Genomic DNA, 24801 nt, shown 5'->3' on the forward strand with positions numbered 1-24801 from the left:
GAATCAGGCAGCGTAGCCGAAGAATTCCCGGTAGCTGCGCATGGCGCGCAGGCGTTCGATCAGCAGCTCGAAGTCGTCAGCCTGATCGACGGGATTAAGGATTTCGGCGTCCACAATAAATAGCGGACAGGCGTCGTATTGATAGAAAAACTTGGCGTAGCGCTCGGCGACGCGCTCGAGGTAATGCGCGGTAATTGCGCGCTCGGCCTCGACGCCGCGGCGGCCGATGCGCTCGATCAGCGTGTTCGGCTTGGCTTGCAGGTAAATCACCAGATCGGGTTTGGGGGTGGGGGCAGGCACCACGAGATCGTAGGTGCGGCGGTAGAGCGCGAATTCTTCGGGGTCGAGGTTCAACTCGGCGAACAAAGGGTCTTTGTCGAGCACGAAGTCGGATACCACCCGTCGGCCGGCAACGTCCTCGCCCACCAGGCGTTTGAGCGCATCGACGCGTTGATACAGGAAAGACAGCTGGGTCGGCAGCGCCCAGCGGCTCATGTCCTGGTAAAACCTCGGCAGAAAGCTGTTGAGCTCGGGCTGTTCGAGGATCAGATCGGCTTCGAGTCGATGGGCCAGGCGGCGGGCGAGGGAGGTTTTTCCTGCGCCAATAGGGCCTTCCACAACGATGTACTTGGCTTTGTCGAGCATGCTTGTTGGGGCCCGCGGAAAAGTTCAGAGGGTGGCCGATCGCATCGGCCGAGACATCTTAGGTCGCGCGCGGCAGCGGCGCAATCACCTGGTCGGCCACCGAGGCGAGTTGTTGTTTGACCCCACCGATGCCGGGGATATCCAGCGTGGGCGCGAGTTCGGCCAGCGGAACCAGCACGAAGGCGCGCTGATGCATGCGCGGATGCGGCACCTGGAGGCCGGGCAAGGCGATTTGCTGATCGCCGTAGAGCAGCAGATCCAGGTCGAGGGTGCGCGGCGCCATGGCGAATTCCCGCGTGCGTCCGTGCTTGGCCTCGATGTCCATCAGCGCCACCAGCAGTGCCATGGGTGAGAGGCGGGTGTCGATCTGGGCGACGGCGTTGATGTAATCGGGCTGGCCACTGACGCCCATGGGGGCTGTGCGATAGTTGCTGGAGCGGGTGATCAGGCGCGTGTCGGGCAGGGCGGCGAGCGCCGAGCAGGCCTCGGCGATGGCCGCGACCGGGTCGCCGAGATTGGCACCCAGCCCGATAAATGCTTTGACGGACGAAATGGGCCGGGGTGTCATGCGTCGGCGCTGCCACCCGATGGCTTGCGCCGGCGGCGGCGACGCTTGCGGGGGGCGCCCGGCTCCGGTTCGGTCAGCATGCCCTCGCGGGTGTTGCCGCCGGCGTGCGCGAATTCGTTCCACCACTCGACCTGTGCCATGTCGATTTCGCCCGAAATGGCGCGCAGGCGCAGGAAGTCCCAGCCGGCGCGGTAGCGCGGCTGTTCAAGCAGGCGGAAGGGGGCTTTGCCGGCGCGCTTCTCGAAACGCGGCTGCAGCGCCCAGATATCCTTGATGTCGCCGGCGATGCGGCGGGTAATGGCGAGCTTCTCGCCCTGTACGTTGAGCACCTCGTCCATGGCTTCGAACAGCGCCGGGTGGGTGTGTTCGCCGCGGGCCTTGCGGGCTTCCCAGTTGGCCAGCACTTCATGCCAGAGCAGGGTGGCGAACAGGAAGCCGGGTGAGACCGGTTTGCCCTCGCGCACACGCTCGTCGGTGTTTTCGAGCGAGGCCCAGACGAAGCGCTCGCCCATGGGTTGCTCGAGGATCACGTCGAGCAGCGGCAGCAGGCCGTGGTGCAGACCTTCTTCGCGCAGTTGCTTGAGGCATTTGACGGCGTGGCCCGACAGCAGCAGCTTGAGCATCTCGTCAAACAGGCGGGCGGCGGGCACGTTGTCCATCAAGGACGCCATCTCGCGGATGGGGCGGCTGGCGGCGGGGTCGATAGTCAGGCCCAGCTTGGCGCCGAGGCGCACCGCGCGCAGCATGCGCACCGGATCTTCGCGGTAGCGCACCTTCGGGTCGCCGATCATGCGCAGGGTTTTCTGCTGCAGGTCGGCCACGCCGTGGTGGTAGTCGAGAATCTGTTCGGTGGTCGGGTCGTAATACAGCGCGTTGACGGTGAAGTCGCGGCGCAGGGCGTCTTCTTCCTGCGAGCCAAAGACGTTGTCGTGCAGGATGCGGCCGTGTTCGTCGGTCGAGCTGGCGTCCGCTTCGCGGGCGGAGCGGAAGGTGGACACTTCCATCATCTCGGCGCCGATCATGACGTGCACAATCTTGAAGCGCCGGCCGATGATGCGCGAGCGCCGGAACAGGCGGCGGACTTCTTCGGGTGTGGCGCTGGTGGCGATGTCGAAATCTTTGGGCGTCAGGTCGGCAAGCAGGTCGCGGACGGCGCCGCCGACGATAAAGCCTTTGAAGCCGGCGTCTTGCAATGCGGTGCAGACCTTGCGCGCAGCGGGCGAGACACGCTCGATCGGAATGCCGTGGATCTGGGCAGGAATCAGGGCCGGGCCGTCGGTCGGGCCCGGTGCAGCGCGGCGAAAGACCTTGCGCAGCAATTTACGGATCATTATTGGGGTCGATGTCTTAGAAGTTAAGCGGGCGATGATACCGCAGCGGCGGGTGTCGGCCTATGTTCGTGTTAGCGAAGGCTGATGATTGGCCAGGCATGCAGGCGGGCGTGTTCACGCAGGGTGTCGTCCGGATCGACCGCCACCGGCTGGCTGACGCGGGCGAGCAGCGGCAAATCGTTGTGCGAGTCGCTGTAGAACCAGCTTTTGTCGAAGCTGCCCATGTGCAGGCCGAGCGATTCGAGCCAGGCCTCGACCCGCTCGATCTTGCCCGCCTTGAAGGCCGGCATGCCGCGCGGCTTGCCGGTGAAGGCACCGTTTTCTTGCGCCGGAATGGTGGCGACCAGGTGCGGAATGTCAAAGGCGCGGGTGATCGGGCCGGTGACGAAGCTGTTGGTGGCGGTGACCACGGCCATCAGCGCGCCCTCGGCGCGGTGCTTGTCGACCAGCGCGCGGGCCTGGGCGGTCATCATCGGGCGGATGGCCACGTCCATGAATTCGGCGTGCCAGGCGTCGAGCTGTTCGCGCTTGTGGCGGGCCAGCGGGGCGAGCTGAAAGTCGAGAAATTCGAAGATGTCGAGCGTGCCGGCCTTGTACTGCTCGTAAAAGCGGACGTTCTTGGTTTCATAGACTTCGCGGTCGAGCACGCCCTTGCCGATGAGGAATTCGGCCCAGGCGAAGTCCGAGTCGCCGGCCAGCAGGGTGTTGTCGAGGTCGAAAAGAACGAGATCCATGGGGTGTCCGTGTCAGATGTCGAGGCCCGACTGCAGCATCTCGCGCAGCAGGGGCAGGGTAATGGCGCGTTTGCGCTCGAAGGAGGCGCGGTCGAGCGCGTCGAGTGTGGTGAGCAGGCTGGGCATGTCGCGCCGGCCGTGACGCATCAGATAGGTGACCACATCGCCGTCGATGCGCAGGCCGCGTTGCGTGGCCAGGGTGCTGAGAATGGCGGAACGGGCGGCGTCGGTCAGCGGCTGAATCTCGAAGCCCAGACACTGGCCGATGCGGGTGCGCAGGTCTTCGCGCAGGCTGAGTGCGCGTGGCGGCAGATCGCCGGCCAGCAGCAGGGTCTGGCCATTCTCGCGCGCCCGGTTGAAGGCGTTGAACAGCGCGATGGCGGCGTCGTTGCTGAGGTGGTTGATGTCGTCGATCGCCAGCCGCGCCGGGCTGCCTGGCAAGGTGTTGCCGACTTCGCGGGCGTTCAGGTAGACGCCCTGACTCGCCGCGCAAGCCGCCTTGAGCAGGTGGCTGCGGCCGGTGGCGGGGGCGCCCCATAAATACAGATGCCCCATGCCCTGACCTTGCACGGTGGCCTGCAAGGCGGCGATCAGCGCGGCGTTGTCGCCGGCGAAGTAATTCTCCAGCGTCGGCGGGGCGTCGAGCCGGATGTCGAGCACAAGCTGCTTCATGCCGTGCCGTCCTCCGGGGGATCGTCGCCGCGATACACATGGCTGGCAAAGTAGGCGGTGCGCAATTCGCGCAGGCCAACCAGCAAGGCGGCGCTGGCGGGCAGGGCCACCAGCACGCCGACAAAGCCGAACAGCTCGCCAAAGGCCATCAGGGCGAAGATGACCGCCAGCGGATGCAGGCCGATGCGCTCGCCCACCAGATAGGGTGTGAGCAGAAAACTCTCAACCAGCTGGCCAATCGCATAGACGATGGCCACCCCGATGATCGGCGGCCAGCCGGCGTTTTGCAGCAGGGCCGAGAGCAGCGCCAGCACGAGGCCAGTGCTGAAGCCGACAAAGGGTACGAACACCAGCAGGCCGGTGATGACGCCGACCGGCAGCGCGAAACGCAGCCCGGCCAGCCACAGGCCAATGCTGTAGAACACCGCCAGCAGCAGCATGACCGACAGCTGGCCGCGCAGGAATTCGGACATCACCTTGTCGATGTCGCCCATGATCCGGCTGCTGGTTGCGATCATGGGGCGCGGAATGATGGCGCGCACGCCCTCGACGATATGCGGCCATTCCTGCAGCAGGTAGAACATCACCATCGGGATCAGCAGCACAGTGGCAAAAAAGCCGACCACCGCGGCGCCGCCGGTGGTGGCCTTTTTGAGCAGGCCGGGCAGGATGTCCTGGGCCGAGCTCCAGTTTTCGGCAATCCATTGCCGGATGGACGCCGCGTCGAGTTGCAGCGTGATGTCGAACTGCTCCTTGAGCAGCGGCAGCACGCGCTGGTTGAGCATGTCGACCAGGTCGGGCAGGTGGGTGACCAGGGTGACCGCCTCGCGATACACCATGGGTACCAGGATCAGGATCAGCAAGGACAGCATCAGCCCTTGCAGCACAATCACCAGCAGCACGGCGGCGGCGCGCGGCAGGCGACGAGCGACCATCCAGTTGACGGCCGGATCGCTGATATAGGCGAGCACAGCGGCGATGGCGAAGGGCGCCAGAATCGGCGACAGCAGCCAGAGCAGCACGAGCAGGGCAACACCGACACCGATCCAGGTGGCGGTTTGCATTTGGCGGGCACGGAGCGAGAACATTCGATGTAAAATGCGGGGTTTGGTACGGGGCCCGACGGGTTCGCCGGGAGAATTGCCCGTACTGTAGTCGCAAGCGTGTGCGGGCTCAAGCGCGCCGCCATGCCTGCGCCATCGATTTTGGAGAGTGACCACCTTGACCGCCCTGACTTATCGCGACGCCGGCGTCGACATCGTGGCCGGCGATGCCCTCGTCGATCGCATCAAACCCCTGGCCAAACGCACCATGCGCCCCGAAGTGCTGGGCAGCATCGGCGGCTTTGGCGCCTTGTTCGAGCTGACCGGTAAATACAAGGAGCCGGTGCTGGTCTCCGGCACCGATGGCGTGGGCACCAAGCTCAAGCTGGCCTTCCAGCTCAACAAACACGACACCGTCGGCCAGGATCTGGTCGCCATGAGCGTGAACGACATCCTGGTGCAGGGCGCCGAGCCGCTGTTCTTCCTCGATTACTTCGCTTGCGGCAAGCTCGATGTCGATACCGCGGCCGACGTGGTTGGTGGCATTGCCCGCGGCTGCGAGCTGTCGGGTTGCGCCCTGATCGGTGGCGAAACCGCCGAGATGCCCGGCATGTACCCGGCCGGCGAATACGACCTCGCCGGCTTTGCCGTCGGTGGCGTCGAAAAGGCCGAGATCATCACCGGCAAGACCATCGCCGAGGGCGATGTGGTGCTCGGGCTGGCCTCCAGCGGCGCGCACTCCAATGGCTACTCGCTGATCCGCAAGGTGATCGAGCTGACTAAGCCGAACATGGACGGCGACTTCCACGGCCGCACGCTGCGCGACGTGGTGATGGAGCCGACCCGCATCTACGTCAAACCGCTGCTCGCGCTGATGAAAGCGCATGCCGGCATGGTCAAGGGCATGGCCCACATCACCGGTGGTGGCTTGCTTGAAAACGTGCCTCGCGTGCTGCCCGAGGGCCTGACCGCCGAGCTGCGCGCCGATGCCTGGCAGATGCCGCCGCTGTTCCAGTGGCTGCAGGGCGCTGGCAACATCGAGGCCAACGAGATGTACCGCACCTTCAACTGCGGTATCGGCATGGTGGTGGTGGTCGCCAGAGAAAACGCGGCGACCGCGGCTGAGCATTTGCGGGCGGCTGGCGAAACCGTATTTGAACTCGGGCACATCCGCGCCAGCGCCGACGGTGAAGCGCCGACGGTGGTTTGCTGAGTGGCAGGCAAGGCAGCATATAAAACCCCGGCGCGCCCGGGGTTTTGTTTTTGGGCGTCATAATCCCCGCTTGAATATACTGCGGCGAGCAACTCCCACGGCCCACCGGGGTCGGAGGGGAGGGTCGCCCGCGGAGCAGGACAGAGAATCGGTGAGCAGAAGATGCGTTTGACAAGCAAGGTGGTCTTGATCGGGACGTTTGCGCTGGGTGTCGCCGGTAGCGTGGTGGCCCAGAATGGCGACGCCGGCAAGGCCGCCCCCCAGGCGACCGCGGTCGAGGCGCAGCCCGTGGCCCGACTGAGCCTCGGCGACGAAGTCAGCGCTGTGGGTACGCTGCGTTCGTCCGAGTCGGTGGTGCTTCGCCCGGAGACGGCGGGGCGCATCGCCAAAATCGGTTTTGTCGAAGGTCGCCCGGTCAAGCGCGGCGACATGCTCATTGGCCTCGACGCCTCGGTGCAGGCCGCCGAGCTGGCGCAGGCTCGCGCTGGCTTGTCGCTGGCACAGGCCAACTTCCGGCGAACCGAAGACCTCTTCAATCGAAAATTTGTCAGCCAGCGTGCGCTCGACGAGGCCCGTGCCGGTTTGCGCGTGGCCGAAGCGGCGGACCAGGTGGCGGCGGCGCGACTGGCGCGCATGACGGTGCGCGCGCCCTTCGACGGCATCGTCGGCATCCGCAAAGTGAGCATTGGCGATTACGTCAAGGAGGGCGCCGACCTGGTCAACCTCGAAGCCATCGACATGCTCAAGGTCGACTTCCGTCTGCCGGAACGCCACATTGGCAGTCTGGCCCCCGGCCAGCGGCTGACCGTGTCGGCCGACGCACTGGGCACGACGCCATTTCCAGCGACGGTCACGGCGATTGACCCGCTGATCGACGCTGAAGGCCGGGCGATTCGCCTGCAAGCCACGCTGGACAACCGCGAAGGCAAGCTGCGCCCCGGCATGTTTGCCCGTGTGCGCCTGAGTCTGGGCGACGCGCAGTCGGTGCTGGTGGTGCCCGAACAGGCGCTGGTGCCAACGGCCGAAGGCCAGTTCGTGTTTCGCATCGTCGAGGGCAAGGCGCAGCGCACCGCGGTGCAGGTCGGGCGGCGCCAGGGCACCTCGGTCGAGATCACCGACGGCCTGCCCGAAGGCGCCGAGGTGGTCACCGCCGGCCAGATCAAGTTGCGCGACGGTGCGCCCGTGCGCACCGTGGCCCCCGCCCGATAAGGCCGAGCGGCGATGATCCTCTCTGACATCTGCGTTCGCCGGCCGGTCTTCGCCACGGTGTTGTCGCTGGTGCTGATTCTCGTCGGCCTGGTGTCCTTCACGCGCCTCACGGTGCGCGAGTACCCGAAAATCGACGAGCCGGTGGTCACGGTCAGCACCCGCTACAGCGGTGCGAGCCCGGCGATCATGGAGTCGCAGGTCACCAAGCCGCTGGAGGATTCGCTCGCCGGTATCGAAGGCGTCGATGTGCTCACCTCAATCAGCCGGCAGGAGTCCAGCCAGATCTCGGTGCGTTTCCGCCTCGAACGCGACCCCGACAGCGCCGCCGCCGATGTGCGCGACCGCGTCTCGCGGGTGCGCCGGCGCCTGCCGGATGACGTGGACGATCCGGTCATCTCCAAGGTCGAAGCCGACGCCAGTCCCATCATCTATCTCGCCTTTTCGTCCGACCGTCATTCGCCGCTGGATGTCACCGACGTGGCCAGTCGCATCGTCAAGCCGCGCCTGCAGACGCTGCCCGGCGCCGCCGATGTGCGCGTGTTTGGCGACCGCGAATACGCCATGCGCATCTGGCTCGATCGCGACCGGCTGTCGGCCTACGGGCTGACCGTGCAGGACGTCGAAGCGGCCCTGCGCGCACAGAACGTCGAGGTGCCCGCCGGCCTGATCGAAAGCCAGTCGCGCGAGTTTGCCGTGGTGGCGCGCACCGACCTGAACAATGTCGGTCAGTTCGAGCAGGTGGTGGTGCGCGCGCCGATTGGTGCCGATGGCTATCCGGTGCGCTTGCGCGATGTGGGCCGGGTCGAGGTGGCGGCCGCCTCCGAGCGCACCTCGGCACACTTCAATGGCAAGCCGGCGGTGGCGCTGGGCCTCATCAAGCAGGCCACGGCCAATCCGCTTGATCTGTCCAAAGCCCTGCGCGAAGAGCTGCCGCGCATCTCCGACGGCCTGCCCGAGGGCATGACCGTCACCATCGCCAACGACTACACGGTGTTCATCGACCGCTCTATCAAAGCGGTGTTCATGACCATCGGCGAAGCCGTGCTGCTGGTGCTGGCGATCATCTTCTTCTTCCTGCGCAACTGGCGCGCCACGCTGGTGCCGCTGGTCACCATCCCGGTGTCGCTGATCGGCGCCTTCACCTTGATGCTGGTGATGGGTTTCTCCATCAACACGCTCACCTTGCTGGCGCTGGTGCTGGCCGTGGGGTTGGTGGTGGACGACGCCATCGTGGTGCTCGAGAACATCCACCGCCACCTCGAAATGGGCAAGACCCGCTTCCAGGCCGCGCTCGACGGGGCGAAGGAAATCGGCTTTGCCGTGGTGGCCATGACGCTCACGCTCGCCGCCGTTTACGCCCCCGTGGCCTTCATGACCGGCCGCACCGGCAAGCTGTTCATCGAGTTCGCGCTGACCCTCGCCGGCGCCGTGATCGTCTCCGGCTTCGTCGCGCTCAGTCTGTCGCCGATGATGTGCTCCAAGCTGCTCAAGCACGAGACCGGCCACGGCCGTGTTTACAACGCCATCGAAGTCGTACTGCTGGGCATGACCAACGGCTATCGCCGCATTCTGGGGGGCACGCTCAAGGCGCGCTGGCTGGTGCTGCTGGTGTTTGCCGCGGTGGTCGGCGCCTCGGGCTGGTTGCTCAACACGCTCAAGTCCGAACTCTCGCCGGTTGAAGATCGCGGTTTCATCATTGGCGTGTTCAGCGGCCCCGAAGGCGCCACCATCGACTACATGGACCGCTACACCCGCCAACTCGAAGCGCTGTATGCCGATACGCCGGACATCACCCGCTATTTCGTGGTCTCGGGTAGCCCCACCGTCTCGCAGGGCATCTCCTTTGGTGGCCTCAAGGATTGGGACGATCGCAGCACCTTGTCGCCGCAGATCGCGCGCAGCCTGCTGCCCGGCTTCCTGAGTGTGCCCGGCATTCGCGCCTTTCCGGTCACGCCGCCCTCGCTCGGCCAGAGCGCCCGTTCGCAGCCCATCAATCTGGTCATCGTCACTTCGGCCAGCTACACCGAGCTGGCCGAAGTGGCCGACACCATGCTGCAGGAAATGGCCAAGAACCCGCGCTTCATCGCCGCCGACATCGACCTCAAACTCACCAAGCCCGAGGTCTCCGTCAAGGTCGATCGCGACAAGGCGGCTGATCTGGGCGTGTCGGTCGAGCAGATCGGCCGCACGCTGGAGACCTTGCTCGGCGGCCGGCAAGTCACCCGCTTCAAGCGCGACGCCGAGCAATACGACGTCATCGTCCAGCTCGCCGCCGCCGACCGCAGCGTGCCCAACGACATCAGCGACATCTATGTGCGCGGCAGCAGCGGCGAGATGATCCCGCTCACCAGCCTCATTTCTGTCGACGAAGCCGTCGCCCCGCGCGAGCTCAACCACTTCGCCCAGCGCCGCGCCGTCACCATCACCGCCAACCTCGCCAACGACTTCGCCCTCGGCGAAGCCCTCACCGAACTCGAAAGCATCGCCGCCCGCGTGCTGCCCGCCGACTACGCCATCGACTACAACGGCCAGAGCCGCGAGTTCAAGATCAGCTCCGGCGGCTTGCTGCTCACCTTCATCCTCGCCGTGGTGTTCATCTACCTCGTGCTCTCGGCCCAATTCGAAAGCTTCCGCGACCCCTTCACCATCCTGCTCACCGTGCCCCTGTCCATGACCGGCGCGCTCGCCGCGCTGTGGATGACCGGCGGCACGCTCAACGTCTACAGCCAGATCGGTCTGGTCACGCTGATCGGCCTCATCACCCGCCACGGCATCCTCATCGTCGAATTCGCCAATCAACTGCGCGAACGCGGCGAAGCGCTGGTTATCGCCATCACCGACGCTGCCGTGCTGCGTCTGCGGCCGATCCTCATGACCACCGGCGCGACGATTCTCGGCGCGATTCCGCTCGCGCTGGCGACCGGCGCGGGGGCCGAGAGTCGGCAGCAGATTGGGTGGGTGATTGTTGGGGGCTTGGCGTTCGGCACGCTGCTGACGCTGTTCGTCGTGCCGGTCGTTTATACGCTCATCGCCCCGAAAACGCGGGAGGCCGCTGGCGCGTCTGGGCCGGCGGTCGCGGCCGAGTCGTAGGGCCGGTTTCAACCGGCCATCGGTTTTTTTCGGTCGTTGGTTTTACGACGGATCGTTGGCCGGGTCTCGCCCCGGCGGGCGAGTAACTTCTTTGTAGCGACAAAGAAGTCACCAAGAAAACGCCCCCGCTGTACCGCCGGCTTCGCCGGTTCCCTCACTACGCCCGCACCCGGCGGGTCGTGTCGCAAACTCGCCCTGTGGGCTCAAACAAGCGACACGACAATTCCCGCCGGCCACGCGCTCCGTTCGGCGGCACAGAAGGGGAAGGGCTCACGGGCTCGGCTTCGCCATCGCCCGTGCGGAAAAACGCCACCCCGTGGGCGGCTTGCCACCCACCATCGTGCCTGACGATGGTGGGCCGCGTCGTAGGGTGCAATACGCGCAGCCGTATTGCACCGTTCAACTGTTGGATTGGTGCAATGCCCTTCGGTTATTGCACCCTACGTGCTGACGCCGTGCCGGTTACCGAGGGGTAGGGCCGGTTTCAACCGGCCATCGGTTTTCGGTCGGGTATCGGCTTTTTAACGGATCGTTGGCCGGGTCTCGCCCCGGCGGGCGAGTAACTTCTTTGTCGCGACAAAGAAGTCACCAAGAAAACGCCCCCTCTGTACCGCCGGCTGCGCCGGTCCCCTCTCTACGCCCGCGCCCGGCGGGTCGTGTCGCAAACTCGCCCTTCGGGCTCAAACAAGCGACACGACAATTCCCGCCAGTCACGGGCTTCGTTCGGCGGTACAGAAGGGGAGAGGCGCGCGGGCTCGGCTTCGCCATCGCCAGCTCGGAAAAGCGTCACTCCGTAGGGTGGGCGGCTTGCCGCCCACCATCACGCTTTAAGATTCATGCGGGTGGGCCGCGTCGTAGGGCGCAACATGCGCAGCCGTATTGCACCGTTCAACCATTGGATTGGTGCAATGCCATTCGGCTTTCTCGCCCTGCGCGCTAATATCCAATTTGCAAACAACTGATGGCTACGGGATCTATGTCAGACAATTCAACAGACGAGGCAATAGAGTCGCTTCAGGGAACCGCAGCCTACAGCGATTTTCTTAAGTTCACCGTTGATACAGCGCTTTCAACGAGTGCCGTGATCGACAAGGTGGCAAGTTGGTACATGGTTGGAGTTGGGGCGACGCTGTCGTTAGCGATCTCAAATTCGAGCAACTTGGAGGCCCTGATCGGGGGGCGGGCGCTAAAGCACGTTCTTCTCTACTTGTTCGTCGCCGGACTCTTTGGGTTGCTTCAAAAGTATTGCGCGTTGCGAGTTGCCATTCGTGTCGCAGTAAATGAACGAATGGGTGGATTTCAGAAGCGCATCAATAAAGTGCTTGATGAACCCGGTGGGGTTTTTCGCGGAATGACTGACGAGGAAAAGTCAAAAGTGGCCCTTTTGGCTATTGGCAAAGGAATCATGATGTTCGTGCCGTGGTATCAGCGTTGGGCAGTTGGAAGTGCAATGCGAAAGGCTGCACTTGATCCGTTGATGAGTCACAGAGTGACGTCGGGATTTCTGAATCGTCAGTATTTCTATGGGTTTTCGCAGCTCTTCTTTTCAGGTGCGGCTGTTCTAATTCTTGCGTTTCATGTGTGAGGACGAATTTGGCGTTGCGCCCTCTGCCGCGCCAACCGGAGGATGCGCCGGGCGGAAAAAGGGGCTTCGCCTGTTTGAGCCCGCAGGGCGAGTTTGCGAAGCACCCCGCCCGGGGCGTCCGGAGGGCGGGGACCCCGAAGGGGCGCGAAAGTGGGCCGTGCTTCTTTGCCTAGCTTTCTTGCACGAGCAAGAAAGTAGGTCGCCCGCCGGGGCGAGACCCGGCCAATCCAAGCCGATCGAAGCCACCCAAGAATCAGGTCGCCGACAAACAAACCGCAAGCCCCCCAGCGCGGGAAGCGCAAATCAAATCACCGCCTGCCACCCCGCCGGGCCAAGAACAAACCGGTGATTCCCCACCGGATGAAACAAACTCTCGGCCATATGCCGTCGCCAGACGACAAGATGCACATGCCCCGGCGTCACATCCAGCTGATGAAAAAACAGCCCCTCTGAAGAATGCCGCCCCGAGGTCGGCGACCCGACCCCGATACCAATGGCGTTACGCCCGGCATTGGAGGCCAGCAACCGCACCTCGCTGCGATGCAGATGCCCCCATAGCAGCAGGTCGGCACCGCCCTCGTCGATGAGCAGGTTGCGCGCGATGTTGGCGCCGGCCATGCCGCCCTTGTTGCCGCGTTCGCGGGTGGCGAAGGGGTGGTGGGCGGCGGCGATGCGTAGTTGGCCGTCGCAGCCGCCGGCCAGCCACTGCGCGGCATCGCGGGCGGCGGCGCTGCGCACGCGACCGGAGCGCCAGGAGAGCGGGTTGGTGCTGTCGATGAGGGCCAGGCGCAGTTGCTGCCAGTCGACATGGCTGGTGGTGGCGTCGCCGATGTGGCGGCGGTAGCGGCCGCGCGGGGTGAATAGGCGGTGCCAGGGGCGGAACAGCGGCATGTCGTGGTTGCCGGGGATGGCCAGCCAGTCGCCGGGGAGCTGGTCGAAGAATTGCCGCGCGGCAATGAACTGGCTGTTGCGGGCGCGCTGGGTGAGGTCGCCGGTAATCAGTGTGAGCTGTGGCGACAGGCCGATGACGGCCTCGAGCAGCATTTGCGCGGCGCCGGGCGCTTGGGCACCGAAATGCAGGTCGGAGAGGTGGACCAGCCGCAGGGCTGGCGAGGCGGGGGTCATGCGCTTGATTCTAACGGATCGGGCCGGACGACTTGCAGGGCGTCGGTCTGGTATTGCAGCTGCAGGGGCAGACGGCATTTGATGAGTTCGCCGTCAATCGACACGCGCAGGCGCCGCCGCCGTCGAAGGATGTCGACGGTGGCGTCTTGCAGTGCGGTGAGCTCGAAAGTGGGCGCGTCGGACAGCCGCCCGAACAGCGCCTTGAAGGCGGCGGCGAGCACATGGCGGCGGCCCTGGTGGCGCATCAGCACCAGGCCGAGCGCGCGGCCGTCGCATTGCTCGGCGAATTCGGCATCGACGGCGGCCAGTGGCAGCGGGTTGGCGCCGAAGAACACGGCGTTGGCGTGGCCGTGCTTGGTGTCGCCGTCGGCCGTCAGGCGCAGCTTGAGGATGGGGTAGCGGTTGAACAGCGTGGCGATGCCAGAGAGCACCGCGGTGACGCGGCTGCGCCCGAGCACGGCGGTGTGGCGTTCGCGTGCGGCGATGATGCGGGTGTAGAGGCCGAAGGCGGCGTGGTTGAAGAACAGCAGGCCGTTGATGTCGCCGCAGGGGGTGGGGCGGGCGTGGCCGGTGACGGCCAGCCGGGCAGCTTCGGCCACGTCGAGCGGGATGCCGAGATGGCGGGCGACGAGGTTATAGGTGCCGGTGGGGATGATGGCCAGCGGCTTGCCGCGGGCGCGGGCGTGCTGGGCCACGGTGCGCACCGTGCCGTCGCCGCCGACCGCCACTACCAGATCGGCGACGGTGGCGGCGCGCTGGCAGACACGCTCGAGCCGGCTGGATTTGCGCGGCTGGAACCACAGCAGACGGCCCGCGTCGGCCGGCAGGGCGGCTTCGATGCGGGCGCGCAGGTCGTCGTCGCGGCCGTTGGCCGAGCGGGCATTCACAACGATGGCGATGGTGCGTTGGGTCATGCGGTAGCCGAATCGGTGCGCTCAGGAGACAATATCGTGCTTTGCGGCCGCCCGGCCGCGTGATTGCAGCATCATAAACCGCATGCCTCCCTTTGTTCGCAAGCACGCCGAGCGCTTCTCGGCCTGGCTGATCCTGTTGATGATGGTGTTCGCGCTGAGCACCGGCGCCCGATTGCCGGTGCCCGCGTGGCTGGCGGGGGTGTGCGCATGGGCGGCCTGCGCGCTGTTGTGGCCGAGTCTGGATAAGCGTCAGCGGGGCACGGCGGCGGTGCTGATTGGCATTGGTCTGATCGCCTTGGGCTGGGCCGGCTGGCACAGCGGACATTGGCCGTGGCAGGGCGTGCTGACGCAGAACATGGCGCTGCTTGGCATGTTGGCAGCGGTGAGTTTTTTGCAGCTGATTGGCCTGGCCGGCGATGACCGGCCGCTGCCGCGCGGCCCGGGCGCACTGTGGCGTACCTTGGGCGGGGTGCATGTGTTTGGCGCGGTGATCAACCTGTCGGCGGTGTTCATCATGGCCGACCGCATGAGCGGCGCCACCCAGCCCTCGCTGACCCAGACCAAAGCGCTGACCCGCGCCTTTCTGGCGGCGGCGCTGTGGTCGCCTTTTTTTGCCGCGACGGCGGTGGCGATTACTTATGCGCCCGGCGCCACGCTGGGCGAGATGGCACTGGCCGGCGTGCCGCTGGCGCTGGCGCTCAATTATCTCGCCGGGCGCGATCTGCTCAAGCACGCGCCCGAGGCGCAAGATTTTGTCGGCTACCCGATGCGCCCGTCGGCGCTGTGGGTGCCGGCCACGCTGGCGCTGATGGTGATCATTGGTCACTACTTCTGGCCGCACTGGACCACGCTGGCCATCGTGTCGCTCTGTGCGCCGTTGATGGCGGTGGGCGTGGTGCTGACGCGTTCGGGCGTTGCGGCCGGCGCGACAGCGGTGGCGCGCCATGTGCATCTGCGCCTGCCGGCCATGCGCGGCGAGCTGACGCTGTTTCTGGCGGCGGCGGTGTTTGCGACCGGGCTGGACGCCTTGATCGCCACCCAGGGCGGCAGCCTGACGCCGGCGCATTTCGGGCCGATTCAGTCGGCGCTGGTGCTGGCGGGCATGATCGGGCTGTGCGTGATTGGCGTGCACGCGGTCATCTCGATCGCCATGGTGTCGGCCTGGCTGGCACCGATCTCGCCCGATCCGATGCTGCTGGCGGCGGTGTTCACCCAGTGCTGGGCGATTGGCCTGGCGGTGAGCCCGATGTCAGGCATCCACCTCGCGCTGCAGGGGCGCTACGGCGTGTCGGCCGGTGCGATGGCGCGGGGCAACGCCCGTTATTGCCTGCAGGCCTACGGTGCCGCCGTGCTGGTGCAGGCGGCGATTGCCGTGTGGCGCGGCGTGCCCTTCTGAGCGCGTTTTATTTGGCGGCGGTGTCGGTGACCAGGGTTTGCGTGGAGCTGACGCAATAGTGCTGCTTGGCGGCGGATTCTGTTTTGACGGCGGTGCAGTCGGCGAGGGCGGCGATCGGCGTGGCGGTCAAAACGCCATCGATGACCGTCAGTTCATAGGCATGGCGCGGCGCGGTTGAGGCGGCGGCGTGCGAGAAGCGGGCGAACTGCTGGCTGCCTTGCAGGCACTGGATCTGCTGCACATTGGCGCCGCCCGACTTGAGAATGGCGCCGATGGCGGTGGCGCGGGTCTCGCACTCGGCCTGATTGGCGGTGCTCACGAAGGCGGCCGAAAGCTGCCCGTCGGCCAGCAGGGTGAGGATGAGCATGATGTGTCCGAGCGCCATGGCGGGAGTCCTGTGAGGTGATTGGGCGGGATTGTCGCCGCTGTGGCGGTGGGGCGTCCAGTCGTTCGAGGCCGGATGAATCCGGCCCTACGGCGCACGGCGCGTCGACATCCCGCGTAGGGCCGGATTCATCCGGCCGCAGGCGTCATGCAATTCAAGGCGGCGCGAGTAGACGTCGGGCGGTGTCGACGACCTGGCCCACCACGGTGGCGTCGTCGCAGGGGACCACGGCCAGGTCGCCCCAGTCTTCAACAAACTTGCGCTGCCAGGTGAGTTGCCGCTTGGCGAGCTGGCGGGTGGCGGCGATGCCTTTGTCGCGAAACGTGGCGGCGTCAGTCAGGCCGTCGAGATGCTCCCAGGCCTGGCGGTAGCCGACGCAGCGCATGCTGGGCATCTCGAGTGTGAGTGCGTACTTGGCGCGCAGGGTGCGGACCTCATCGATAAAGCCCGCGGCGAGCATGGCGTCGAAGCGCGCTTCGATGCGCCGGTGCAGCACGCTGCGGTCGGTCGGCGCCAGCGCGATGCCGACAAAGCGGAAGGGCGGCGCGGTCATCTCGCGGCGGGCGTAGCTTTCGGCCAGCGGTCGGCCGGTGAGGCGCACGATCTCGAGGGCGCGCTGGATGCGTTGGGCGTCGTTGGGCTGCAGGCTGGCGGCGGCCGCCGGGTCGAGCCGGGCCAGCGCGGCGTGCATGGCCGGCCAGCCGAACTGGCGGGCGTCGGCATCGATATGGGCGCGCAGTTCGGCGTCGGCTTGTGGCAAATCGGACAGGCCCTCGCGCAGTGCCTTGAAGTAGAGCATGGTGCCGCCGGCGAGTACCGGCAGGCGGCCGCGGGCGGTGATCTCGGCCATCAGGCGCAGCGCGTCGTCGCGGAACTTGGCGGCCGAGTAGGCTTCTTCTGGGGAGAGGATGTCGATCAGGTGATGCGGGCACACCGCTTGCTCGGCGGCGCTCGGCTTGGCGCTGCCGATGTCCATGTCGCGGAACACCAGGGCGGAGTCGACGCTGATGATCTCGATCGGCAGGTGTGCGGCCAGCGCCAGCGCGCTGGCGGTTTTGCCGCTGGCGGTGGGGCCGAGCAGGAGCAGGGCGGGTGGCAGCGTGTGCATGGGCGCCATTCTACCGGGGGCGGCGATGCGCAGTGGTGGTCGATTCGGGTAGGCTTGCGCCCCTGGCAACTGAGGATGATCAAACGATGAAGGATGGATTCCGGGCGCTTCAGCGAACGATGCTGTGGCTGCTGTGCTGGGTCGGCGTGTCCGGCACGGCGATGGCGGCGCCCACGCTGTGGGAGGTGCGCGATGCCGAGGGCGGCGTGCGCGCCTATCTGTTTGGCGCCATTCATCTGTGCCACGCGGCCTGTTACCCGTTGCCGGCGGCAGTGGAGGCGGCGTTTGCCTCGGCCGACCGCACCGTGTTCGAACTGGATGTGAGTGATCCGTCGCTGGCGCGCACGCTGGTCAAAGCAGGGCGCTTGCCCGACGGTCAGACGCTCAAGTCGCTGATGCCCGCCGACTTGTACGCCCAGGTGCACGACGCCTCGAAGGCGGTGGGCATGCCGGTGAGCCAGGTGCAGACCATGCAGCCGTGGTTTGCGTCGACACTGTTGATGGCGCTGGCCGCGCATCAGGCGGGTTTCTCGACCGAGGCGGGCGTCGACGGCGTGCTGCAGTCACGTGCGCGGGCGGCCGGCAAGCCGGTGTTGGCGCTGGAAACCCCGGCCCGCCAGATTGAAGCGCTGTCGGCCGGCGGTGAGCGGGCGCAGCAGGCGGCCTTGCGCCAGACCGTCGACCTGATCGCCAGCGGTGAGATGGCCGATTACCTCACGCGCATGGTCGCTGTGTGGCAAAGCGGTGACGACGCGGCCTTGCAGGCGATCATGTTTGAAGGCGCGGACCGTGACGCCGTGGCGCCATTGTTCGCCACCCTGATCGACGCGCGGAATGCGGAAATGACCGATCAGCTCGAAGCCCTGATGGCGCAGCCCGGCGTGCTCTTCGTGTCGGTCGGCGGCGGCCATCTGGTCGGCGCGCAGGGGATTCCGGCCGCGCTGGCGGCGCGGGGCTGGCAGGTGATTCGGCGATAGAGACGTCGGTTTCGTAGGGCGGAAGAGCGAAGCGTCATCCGCCATCGGTGCCGCTTTGGGGCCTTGTTTGGCAGATGACGCTGCGCTCTTCCGCCCTACGGGGCTTTGCCGTGCCACGGTGCAGGGCCGGATTCATCCGGCTTCGGTCCTTGGTTGCGACGTGCCGCTGGCGGGTTGAAACCTGACCTGCTGCCCGCGCTGACGGCCGCCCGGGTAGGGCGGATAAGCGCAGCGCATCCGCCAAGCAACGTCCCAATGCGGCACCGATGGCGGATGCGCCTTCGGCTTATCCGCCCTACGGGCCTCCCCTGCGGTGGTTACTGCCCGCGCAAGAAAAACCGATCCAGCTCGGCCATCGAGAACTGCGTCCAGGTCGGGCGGCCGTGGTTGCATTGGTCGGCGCGGTCGGTGGCTTCCATCTGGCGCAGCAGCGCGTTCATTTCCGGAATGGTCAGCGTGCGGTTGGCGCGCACGGCGCCGTGGCAGGCCATGGTGGCGAGCAGCTCGTTGCGCCGCGCGGTGATGACCTCGGTGGCGGGCATGTCGTCGAGTTCGGCGAGTACCGAGCGGGTCAGTTCGCCGACGTCGGCGCTGGCGAGCAGGGCCGGCACGGTGCGTACCGACAAGGCGGTCGGGCCGGCGGGGGAGATTTCGAAACCCATGCCGGCGAGCGCGTCTTCGCAGGCTTCGGCGGTGGCCATCTCGCGCGCCGACACCGACAGCACGGCGGGGATCAGCAGGCGTTGAATGGACGGCGTGCCGTCGAGCACGGTCTTGAGGCGTTCGTACAGAATGCGCTCGTGGGCGGCGTGCATGTCGACCAGCACCATGCCCTGCGCGTTCTGCGCCAGGATGTACACGCCATGCAACTGGGCCAGCGCGAAGCCGAGCGGCGGGGCCTCGCCGGTTTGTTCGGGCGGCATGGCGGGGGCGGTATAGCTGCCCTGCGTGCGCGACTCGGTCGGCCGGGCGCTGCTGGCGAAGTCGTAGTAGTTGCGTGCGGCCGACTCCATGGCCAGCGGGCTTTGCACGGGCGTGGGGGCGTAGTGGCCGAAGGCGGCGGCCGGTGGCGCGCCGGTGGGCGCGACCGGCGCGGTCGGCACAAAGGCGTCGCCACCCGCCTCGGCGGCGCCGGAGTGGCCGAGCGCGCGTTCGACGGCGTGATAGACAAACTGATGCACGGCGCGCGATTCGCGGAAGCGTACTTCGATCTTGGCCGGGTGCACGTTCACATCGACGGTGCGCGGATCGATCTGCAAGAACAGCACATAGGCCGGATGCCGGCTGCCATGGAGGATGTCGCGGTAGGCCTGGCGGATGGCGTGGGTGATGAGCTTGTCACGCACGAAGCGGCCATTGACGAAGAAGTACTGCGCGTCGCGGCTGGCGCGGGAGTAGGCGGGCAGGGAGGCGAAGCCGGTGAGTTGCAGCGGGCCGGCCTCGACGCTGACCGCGCGGGCGTGTTCGAGAAAATCGTCGCCCATCAGCAGGCCGACGCGGCGGGTCATGTCGCTGGCCGGCAGGCGGTGGCTGACCCGGCCGTTGTGGGTGAGCTGCATGGCGATGTCGGGCCGGGCGAGGGCGACGCGGCGGAAGGCTTCGTCGCAATGGGCGAACTCGGTGCCTTCGGTTTTGAGAAATTTCCGCCGTGCCGGGGTGTTGTAGTAGAGCTCTTGCACATCCACGACGGTGCCGTGGTTGAGCGGGGCGGGTTCGGGCGCGCGGCCGGTGCCTTCGACCCGCCAGGCGTGGCCGGCGCCGCGGGCGCGGCTGGTGATGCTGGTGCGCGCGACGGACGCGATGGCGGCCAGCGCCTCACCGCGGAAACCCATGGTGGCAACCGATTCGAGATCTTCGAGCGAGGCGATCTTGCTGGTGGCGTGGCGCTCCAGCGCGAGGGCGAGGTCGCCCTTGTCGATGCCGCAGCCGTCGTCGCTGATGCGGATGCGCCGCACGCCGCCGGCTTCGAGCAGCACCTCGATGGCCTGAGAGTCGGCATCGACGGCGTTTTCGAGCACTTCCTTGAGCACCGAGGCGGGGCGTTCGACGACTTCGCCGGCGGCGATCTGGTTGATGAGCGGGTCGGAGAGGCGGTGAATCGCAGGCATGGGCAGGCAGTGAATCGTGTCAGAGGCAACGGTGCCGGTTGCAGGAGTCGTCCCCCCAACCGACGGCTTCGGTATGATACGCGCTGCCCACTCTATTGCGCCGCGTCATGGAACTGATTGCCCAATTCATCGATATCGTCCTGCACCTCGACAAATACCTTGCCGTGGTGCTGGCAGACTATGGCAACTGGATCTACGCGATCCTGTTTCTGATCATCTTCTGCGAAACCGGCCTGGTGGTGACGCCTTTCCTGCCGGGCGACTCGCTGCTCTTCGTGGCCGGCGCGCTGGCGGCGACGGGTGGCATGGATATCACGATTCTGATCACCACGCTGTTTGTGGCAGCCGTGCTGGGTGACAACACCAACTACTGGATCGGCCGCTCGATCGGGCAGCGGGTGTTCCGTTGGGAGCAGTCGCGCTTTTTCAACCGCGCGGCCTTCGACAAGACGCACTCGTATTTTGAATCGCATGGTGGCAAGACGATCATCATCGCGCGCTTTTTGCCGATCTTCCGCACCTTCACGCCCTTCGTGGCCGGGGTGGCGAAAATGACTTACTCGCGATTCTTGCCGTTGGACATTCTCGGCGGCGCGATCTGGATCGGCTCGCTGTGCCTGGCCGGCTACTGGTTCGGCAATATCCCTTTCATCAAGAACAATCTGAGCTTCGTGATTCTCGGCATCATCGCGATTTCGCTGGTGCCCATCGCGATTGGCTGGCTGCGTCATCGGCGCACGGCGAGCCAGGCGGGCTGAGCCGATGCGTGCGGTGATCCTGAGCCTGGTGTGCGCCGTCCTGGCGGGCTGCGCCGCACCGGGTTCCGGGCCTTCACCGCGAATGGATCGGGGTTTTACGTTGTCGGGGCTGGCCAAGTCGGATATCGACAAGGTCTCCGAAATTCATCACCACCATCTGTTTCAGTCGCTGCGGCGGCTGACACTCAAGCTCTACCGCCGCAACCCGGCCGAATGGCGCAAGCGGGGCCTGGCGAGCGCCGAGGCGGCGGTGGCCGATCTGTTTGACCGCGACCATCGCTGGCGGCTGGAGGCGCTCAATTACCGCCACGGCGCCGAGGCGATCCAGATTGCGCTCACGCCGGACTATCCGGGCGATCGCGTGCAGGCCTTTGTGACCGGCATGGTGAGCATGGTGCAGAAGGCGTTGGGCGAGCGCGGCGAGTTCTATATGTTCGACAAGGTGGACCCGCAGCGGGTGTACAATGCCGCCCGAAATGTTGAGGTGGCCGCCTGGAAGCTGGGTCAGGCGCGCGACGCGCTCGGGCATGTGTTGCTCTTGAGTAACGAAATGGAACCCGTGGCCAATTTGAGCTTCGAACGTGAGTTCGGTCGCCAGATCGGTTTGCTCGATGCGCTGGCCGATGTGCACGCCGAGCGCGACGGGCGCACCCTGACCCGTGTCATCCAGAACGCCGCCACAGCCGTTTTCCTCCCTTTGTAATTGTTCGCCGGCGACGGGGTTTGCCCCGCGTCACATCGCCGGCCAGAGCGAGTCCCATGAAATCCATCGTCATCCTTATTTCGGGTCGTGGCAGCAATATGGAAGCCATTGTGCAGGCGGCCATTCCCGGTGCGCGCATTGCCGCGGTCATCAGCAACCGGCCGAACGCCGGCGGGCTGGCCTTTGCTGCCGCGCAAGGCATTGCCACCGCCGTGGTCGATCACACCGCCTATGCCGACCGCGCCGCCTTTGATGCCGCGCTGGCCGCGGTGATCAACCGCCATGCGCCTGATCTGGTGGTGCTGGCGGGTTTCATGCGGGTGCTGACCCCCGATTTCGTGCGTCAGTACGAAGGCCGACTGATCAACATCCACCCCTCGCTGCTGCCGTCATTTACCGGCCTGCATACGCATCAGCGCGCGCTGGAGGCGGGTGTGCGGGTGCACGGCACGACGGTCCATTTTGTGACCGCCGAACTCGATTGCGGCCCGATCATCATCCAGGCCGTGGTGCCGGTGATGGCGGGCGACGACGAGGCGGCGCTGAGCGCACGGGTGCTGGCGCAGGAGCACCGCATCTTCCCGCAGGCGGTGCGCTGGATTGTCGAGGACCGGGTCAGCATCGATGGCAGCGTGGCCCGGGTGGCTGGCGTGCGCGAACCCGGCGTGCTGATCAGCCCGCCGCCGGAGGACGTGTGATGCGCCCCGGCGCGCGGTGGTTGGTGCTGTGTGGCCTGGTGCTGAGCGTGTTGGCGGGGGCGGCGCCGGCCAATCCGGCGATGTCCGAAGCCCGCGAAGACGCTGCGCCATGGCCGACCCAGGGGCGCATCATCTACCGTATCTATCATGGCGACAGCGGTATCCAGATCGGCCGCGCGACGCATACCTGGTGGCATGACGATGGCCGCTACTGGATGGAGTCGTTGGTTGAAACCACCGGCCTGGCGGCGCTGCTCAAGGACTTCCGTTACCAGCAGCGCAGCGAAGGTGCCGTGACGGCGCAGGGCTTGCGCCCCGAGCGATTCAGCGTTGACCAGCGTGGCAAGCCGCATCAGGAAGCTCGCTTCGACTGGGTCGGCGCGCAGGTGCGCATCAATCGAGGGGACAGCAAACGTCAGGCACCGATCGTGGCCGGCGATCAGGATATTCTCAGCATCGCACACCAGTTGGCGCAGCCGGGCGCGCCAAAAGCGCCGGTGTCGCTGACCGTGGTGAGCAACAAATCTGCCGCTGTGGCCAAAGTGCGCGACCTGGGCGACGCGACGGTGCGTTTGCCGCTCGGCCAGATGCCAACCCGGCATTTTGCGGTGCACTCCGACGACGGCAAAGTGAAGATCGACATCTGGCTGGCCGCCGGTCAGCACTGGCTGCCGGTACGTATCCGGATCGAGAACCGCAAGGGCGAGATTCTCGATCAGCAAGCCGAGCATCTGGTGCTCGGCGAACCCGCACAAGGGAACCCATCATGAGCGCGCCATTGCCCGCTGTGCTACATCAACACACCGCCCGTTTGCTTGACCAGTTGCTGCAGTTTGCGCACCCGGCCGACGCCACGGTGCAACAGTATTTCCGAAAGAATACAGCCCTCGGCAGCCGTGATCGCGCCCGTGTGGCCGACGCGGTGTTTGGCTGTTTGCGTCATCTGCGTCGGGTGCGTCACGCCGCGGGCGAGGGCGCAAGCGCCGATGCCTTGGTGGATGCGTGGGCCCGCGGCGCCTGGGCGGCGATCGATCCGGCCACGCTGAGCCCTGCTGAGCGCGCCGACCTGCCAGACTGGCTGATGGCGCGCTGGCCGTGGCCGGCGGGCGAGGTGGCGTCGGCGGTGGCCGAGGCCTTCAACCAACCCGCGCCGCTCGACTTGCGGGTGAATATCGTCAAAGCCAAGCGCGACGCAGTGCAGGCCGCCTTGGCCGCTGCCGGCATCGAGACCGTCGCCGGCCGCTGGGCGCCGCATGCGCTGCGCGTGGTCGGCAAGCCCGCGCTGCAGCGTCATCCGCTGATGGTGGATGGCAGCATCGAGGTGCAGGACGAAGGCAGCCAGTTACTCGGCCAGTTGCTGGGCGCGCGACGCGGTGAGCAGATCGTCGATTTTTGCGCCGGCGCCGGGGGCAAGAGCCTGCAGATCGGCGCGCAGATGCGCAACACCGGCCGGGTGCATGCGTTTGACGTGTCGGCCGGGCGTTTGTCGGAGCTCGCGCAGCGGGCGAAACGGGCAGCGCTGGGCAATGTACAGCCGATGGCGATTCGTGACGAAAACGATGTGCGTTTGAGCCGGCTGGCCGGCAAGGTTGACCGGGTGCTGGTCGATGCCCCGTGCTCGGGCCTCGGTACGTTGCGGCGCAATCCCGATCTGAAGTGGCGTCAGGGGCCGGAGCAGCTGGCCGAAAAAGCTGTCTTGCAAGGCGCGATTCTCACCGCCGCCGCGCGATTGGTGAAGCCGGGCGGCGTGCTGGTGTATGCCACCTGCAGCATGATGGCCGAGGAAAACATGGGGGTGGTCGACGCTTTTCTCTCCGAGCACCCGGATTTCGCCATCGAGCCGGCCTTGGTGGCGCTGGCCAAGCAGGGGGTCGAATTGCCCGACAATGGGCGATCCACGCTCTTGCTTGACCCCTTCCATCACGACACCGACGGCTTCTTTGCGGCACGCATGGTGCGATGCGCCTGAGGCTTCGCGTCGCCTTGCTGTGCCTGCTCTGGCCGTTGGCGGCGCCCGCTGCGCTCGGGCCGGTGCGCGCCGATGGGCGTATCGAGGTGTTGTTTGCACCGCATGACCCGGTCGAGGCGCGGCTGATTGCCCTGATCGGGCAGGCGCGGCGTAGCGTGCGGGTGCAGAGCTATATCTTTACCCGCAAGCCGGTGGCCGAGGCGCTGGTGGCTGCGCGGGGTCGCGGCGTGGATGTTCAGGTGCTGGCCGATGCCCGCATGAACCAGCGCGGCAAGAATGCCTTGCCGCTGCTGCTCGCCGCCGGCGTGCCGGTGGCGCTGGAGACGGCATACAGCGCGGCGCACAACAAGGTGATCCTGATCGACGCGGATGAGACGCAGTCGGTGGTGATTACCGGCTCGTACAACTTCACCTGGTCCGCCGGGCGCAAGAATGCAGAGAATGTGATGGTCGTCTATGGGCATCGCGAGGTGGCGCTGGCCTACCGAGACAATTGGCGGCGCCACTGGCAGGCCGCCACGCCCGTCGGACGCTTGCCCGTCAAGTTGGTCAATTGATCGCATGGGGGGT

The 24801-nt window shown here is 66.2% G+C and carries 23 protein-coding genes; 12 read left to right on the forward strand and 11 right to left on the reverse strand.

The window, feature by feature from the left end; genetic code table 11:
• Positions 1–3: 3 nt before the first annotated feature.
• The 6 genes from FHP89_RS07310 to FHP89_RS07335 form a co-directional block, all read right to left on the reverse strand.
• Positions 4–645 (reverse strand): deoxynucleoside kinase, encoded by a 642-nt coding sequence (locus FHP89_RS07310; protein WP_144172496.1) that lies wholly within the window; start codon positions 643–645, stop codon positions 4–6.
• Positions 646–703: 58 nt separating this feature from the next.
• On the reverse strand, positions 704–1213 hold the full coding sequence (gene folK / locus FHP89_RS07315) for a 2-amino-4-hydroxy-6-hydroxymethyldihydropteridine diphosphokinase (RefSeq protein WP_144172499.1): 510 nt from the start codon (positions 1211–1213) through the stop codon (positions 704–706).
• Entirely contained in the window at positions 1210–2544 is a 1335-nt protein-coding gene (gene pcnB / locus FHP89_RS07320) for a polynucleotide adenylyltransferase PcnB (RefSeq protein WP_144172502.1), read from the reverse strand. The genes folK and pcnB overlap by 4 nt, the downstream gene beginning before the upstream one ends.
• 71 nt (positions 2545–2615) lie before the next feature.
• Complete coding sequence (locus FHP89_RS07325) at positions 2616–3278, reverse strand: histidinol-phosphatase (RefSeq protein WP_144172505.1); 663 nt, start codon at positions 3276–3278, stop codon at positions 2616–2618.
• A 12-nt stretch (positions 3279–3290) separates the two neighbouring features.
• Positions 3291–3950, reverse strand: a complete 660-nt coding sequence (hda, locus tag FHP89_RS07330; RefSeq protein WP_144172508.1) for a DnaA regulatory inactivator Hda — start codon at positions 3948–3950, stop codon at positions 3291–3293.
• Positions 3947–5038, reverse strand: a complete 1092-nt coding sequence (locus FHP89_RS07335; RefSeq protein ID WP_144172511.1) for an AI-2E family transporter — start codon at positions 5036–5038, stop codon at positions 3947–3949. The genes hda and FHP89_RS07335 overlap by 4 nt, the downstream gene beginning before the upstream one ends.
• 124 nt (positions 5039–5162) lie before the next feature.
• Here FHP89_RS07335 and purM point away from each other — a divergent pair, with 124 nt between their 5' ends.
• The 4 genes from purM to FHP89_RS07355 all read left to right on the forward strand — a co-directional run bounded on the left by purM (position 5163) and on the right by FHP89_RS07355 (position 12090).
• Positions 5163–6206, forward strand: coding sequence for a phosphoribosylformylglycinamidine cyclo-ligase (purM, locus tag FHP89_RS07340; protein ID WP_144172514.1), 1044 nt, complete (start codon positions 5163–5165; stop codon positions 6204–6206).
• Between the two features lie 162 nt (positions 6207–6368).
• Positions 6369–7415, forward strand: a complete 1047-nt coding sequence (locus tag FHP89_RS07345; protein ID WP_144172517.1) for an efflux RND transporter periplasmic adaptor subunit — start codon at positions 6369–6371, stop codon at positions 7413–7415.
• A 12-nt stretch (positions 7416–7427) separates the two neighbouring features.
• Positions 7428–10505 carry an efflux RND transporter permease subunit gene (locus tag FHP89_RS07350; protein ID WP_144172520.1) on the forward strand — a complete coding sequence of 1026 codons (3078 nt, stop codon included), beginning with the start codon at positions 7428–7430 and terminating at the stop codon, positions 10503–10505.
• Positions 10506–11481: 976 nt separating this feature from the next.
• A complete protein-coding gene (locus FHP89_RS07355) occupies positions 11482–12090 on the forward strand; it encodes a hypothetical protein (protein WP_144172523.1) in 609 nt (202 codons plus the stop codon).
• Positions 12091–12393: 303 nt separating this feature from the next.
• Here the strand turns inward: FHP89_RS07355 and FHP89_RS07360 are convergent, their stop codons facing one another.
• Positions 12394–13215, reverse strand: coding sequence for a metallophosphoesterase family protein (locus FHP89_RS07360; RefSeq protein WP_186300166.1), 822 nt, complete (start codon positions 13213–13215; stop codon positions 12394–12396).
• Positions 13212–14129 carry a diacylglycerol/lipid kinase family protein gene (locus FHP89_RS07365; protein WP_144172529.1) on the reverse strand — a complete coding sequence of 306 codons (918 nt, stop codon included), beginning with the start codon at positions 14127–14129 and terminating at the stop codon, positions 13212–13214. Before FHP89_RS07365 ends, FHP89_RS07360 begins: the two co-directional genes overlap by 4 nt.
• Positions 14130–14211: 82 nt before the next feature.
• Between FHP89_RS07365 and FHP89_RS07370 the strand changes: the two genes are divergently transcribed.
• The gene (locus tag FHP89_RS07370; protein ID WP_260851513.1) at positions 14212–15525 is read left to right on the forward strand and encodes a hypothetical protein; all 1314 of its coding nucleotides are present in this window, start codon (positions 14212–14214) and stop codon (positions 15523–15525) included.
• Between the two features lie 7 nt (positions 15526–15532).
• Here FHP89_RS07370 and FHP89_RS07375 read toward each other — a convergent pair whose 3' ends face one another.
• Together FHP89_RS07375 and miaA are read right to left on the reverse strand one after the other, a co-directional pair.
• Positions 15533–15910 carry a hypothetical protein gene (locus FHP89_RS07375; RefSeq protein WP_144172532.1) on the reverse strand — a complete coding sequence of 126 codons (378 nt, stop codon included), beginning with the start codon at positions 15908–15910 and terminating at the stop codon, positions 15533–15535.
• A gap of 154 nt (positions 15911–16064) precedes the next feature.
• Positions 16065–17018, reverse strand: coding sequence for a tRNA (adenosine(37)-N6)-dimethylallyltransferase MiaA (gene miaA / locus FHP89_RS07380; RefSeq protein WP_144172535.1), 954 nt, complete (start codon positions 17016–17018; stop codon positions 16065–16067).
• Positions 17019–17104: 86 nt separating this feature from the next.
• Between miaA and FHP89_RS07385 the strand changes: the two genes are divergently transcribed.
• On the forward strand, positions 17105–17995 hold the full coding sequence (locus FHP89_RS07385) for a TraB/GumN family protein (RefSeq protein ID WP_144172538.1): 891 nt from the start codon (positions 17105–17107) through the stop codon (positions 17993–17995).
• A gap of 317 nt (positions 17996–18312) precedes the next feature.
• Here the strand turns inward: FHP89_RS07385 and mutL are convergent, their stop codons facing one another.
• Positions 18313–20103, reverse strand: a complete 1791-nt coding sequence (mutL, locus tag FHP89_RS07390) for a DNA mismatch repair endonuclease MutL (protein ID WP_144172541.1) — start codon at positions 20101–20103, stop codon at positions 18313–18315.
• A gap of 107 nt (positions 20104–20210) precedes the next feature.
• On the opposite strand from mutL, the gene FHP89_RS07395 reads away from it, so the two are divergent.
• The 6 genes from FHP89_RS07395 to FHP89_RS07420 are packed head-to-tail and all read left to right on the forward strand — an operon-like array spanning position 20211 to position 24788.
• Positions 20211–20861: a DedA family protein gene (locus FHP89_RS07395; protein ID WP_144172544.1), complete on the forward strand. Its 651-nt coding sequence runs from the start codon at positions 20211–20213 to the stop codon at positions 20859–20861.
• Positions 20862–20865: 4 nt separating this feature from the next.
• Positions 20866–21564: a hypothetical protein gene (locus FHP89_RS07400; RefSeq protein ID WP_186300167.1), complete on the forward strand. Its 699-nt coding sequence runs from the start codon at positions 20866–20868 to the stop codon at positions 21562–21564.
• 56 nt (positions 21565–21620) lie between these two features.
• Positions 21621–22262 carry a phosphoribosylglycinamide formyltransferase gene (gene purN, locus FHP89_RS07405; protein ID WP_144172553.1) on the forward strand — a complete coding sequence of 214 codons (642 nt, stop codon included), beginning with the start codon at positions 21621–21623 and terminating at the stop codon, positions 22260–22262.
• Positions 22262–23032 carry a DUF3108 domain-containing protein gene (locus tag FHP89_RS07410; RefSeq protein WP_144172568.1) on the forward strand — a complete coding sequence of 257 codons (771 nt, stop codon included), beginning with the start codon at positions 22262–22264 and terminating at the stop codon, positions 23030–23032. Before purN ends, FHP89_RS07410 begins: the two co-directional genes overlap by 1 nt.
• Positions 23029–24231, forward strand: coding sequence for an RsmB/NOP family class I SAM-dependent RNA methyltransferase (locus FHP89_RS07415; RefSeq protein ID WP_144172583.1), 1203 nt, complete (start codon positions 23029–23031; stop codon positions 24229–24231). The genes FHP89_RS07410 and FHP89_RS07415 overlap by 4 nt, the downstream gene beginning before the upstream one ends.
• On the forward strand, positions 24222–24788 hold the full coding sequence (locus tag FHP89_RS07420) for a phospholipase D family nuclease (protein ID WP_144172598.1): 567 nt from the start codon (positions 24222–24224) through the stop codon (positions 24786–24788). The genes FHP89_RS07415 and FHP89_RS07420 overlap by 10 nt, the downstream gene beginning before the upstream one ends.
• Positions 24789–24801 lie beyond the last annotated feature (13 nt).

This window comes from Denitromonas ohlonensis (genome assembly GCF_007625205.1).
GTDB classification, from domain to species: Bacteria; Pseudomonadota; Gammaproteobacteria; order Burkholderiales; family Rhodocyclaceae; genus Nitrogeniibacter; species Nitrogeniibacter ohlonensis.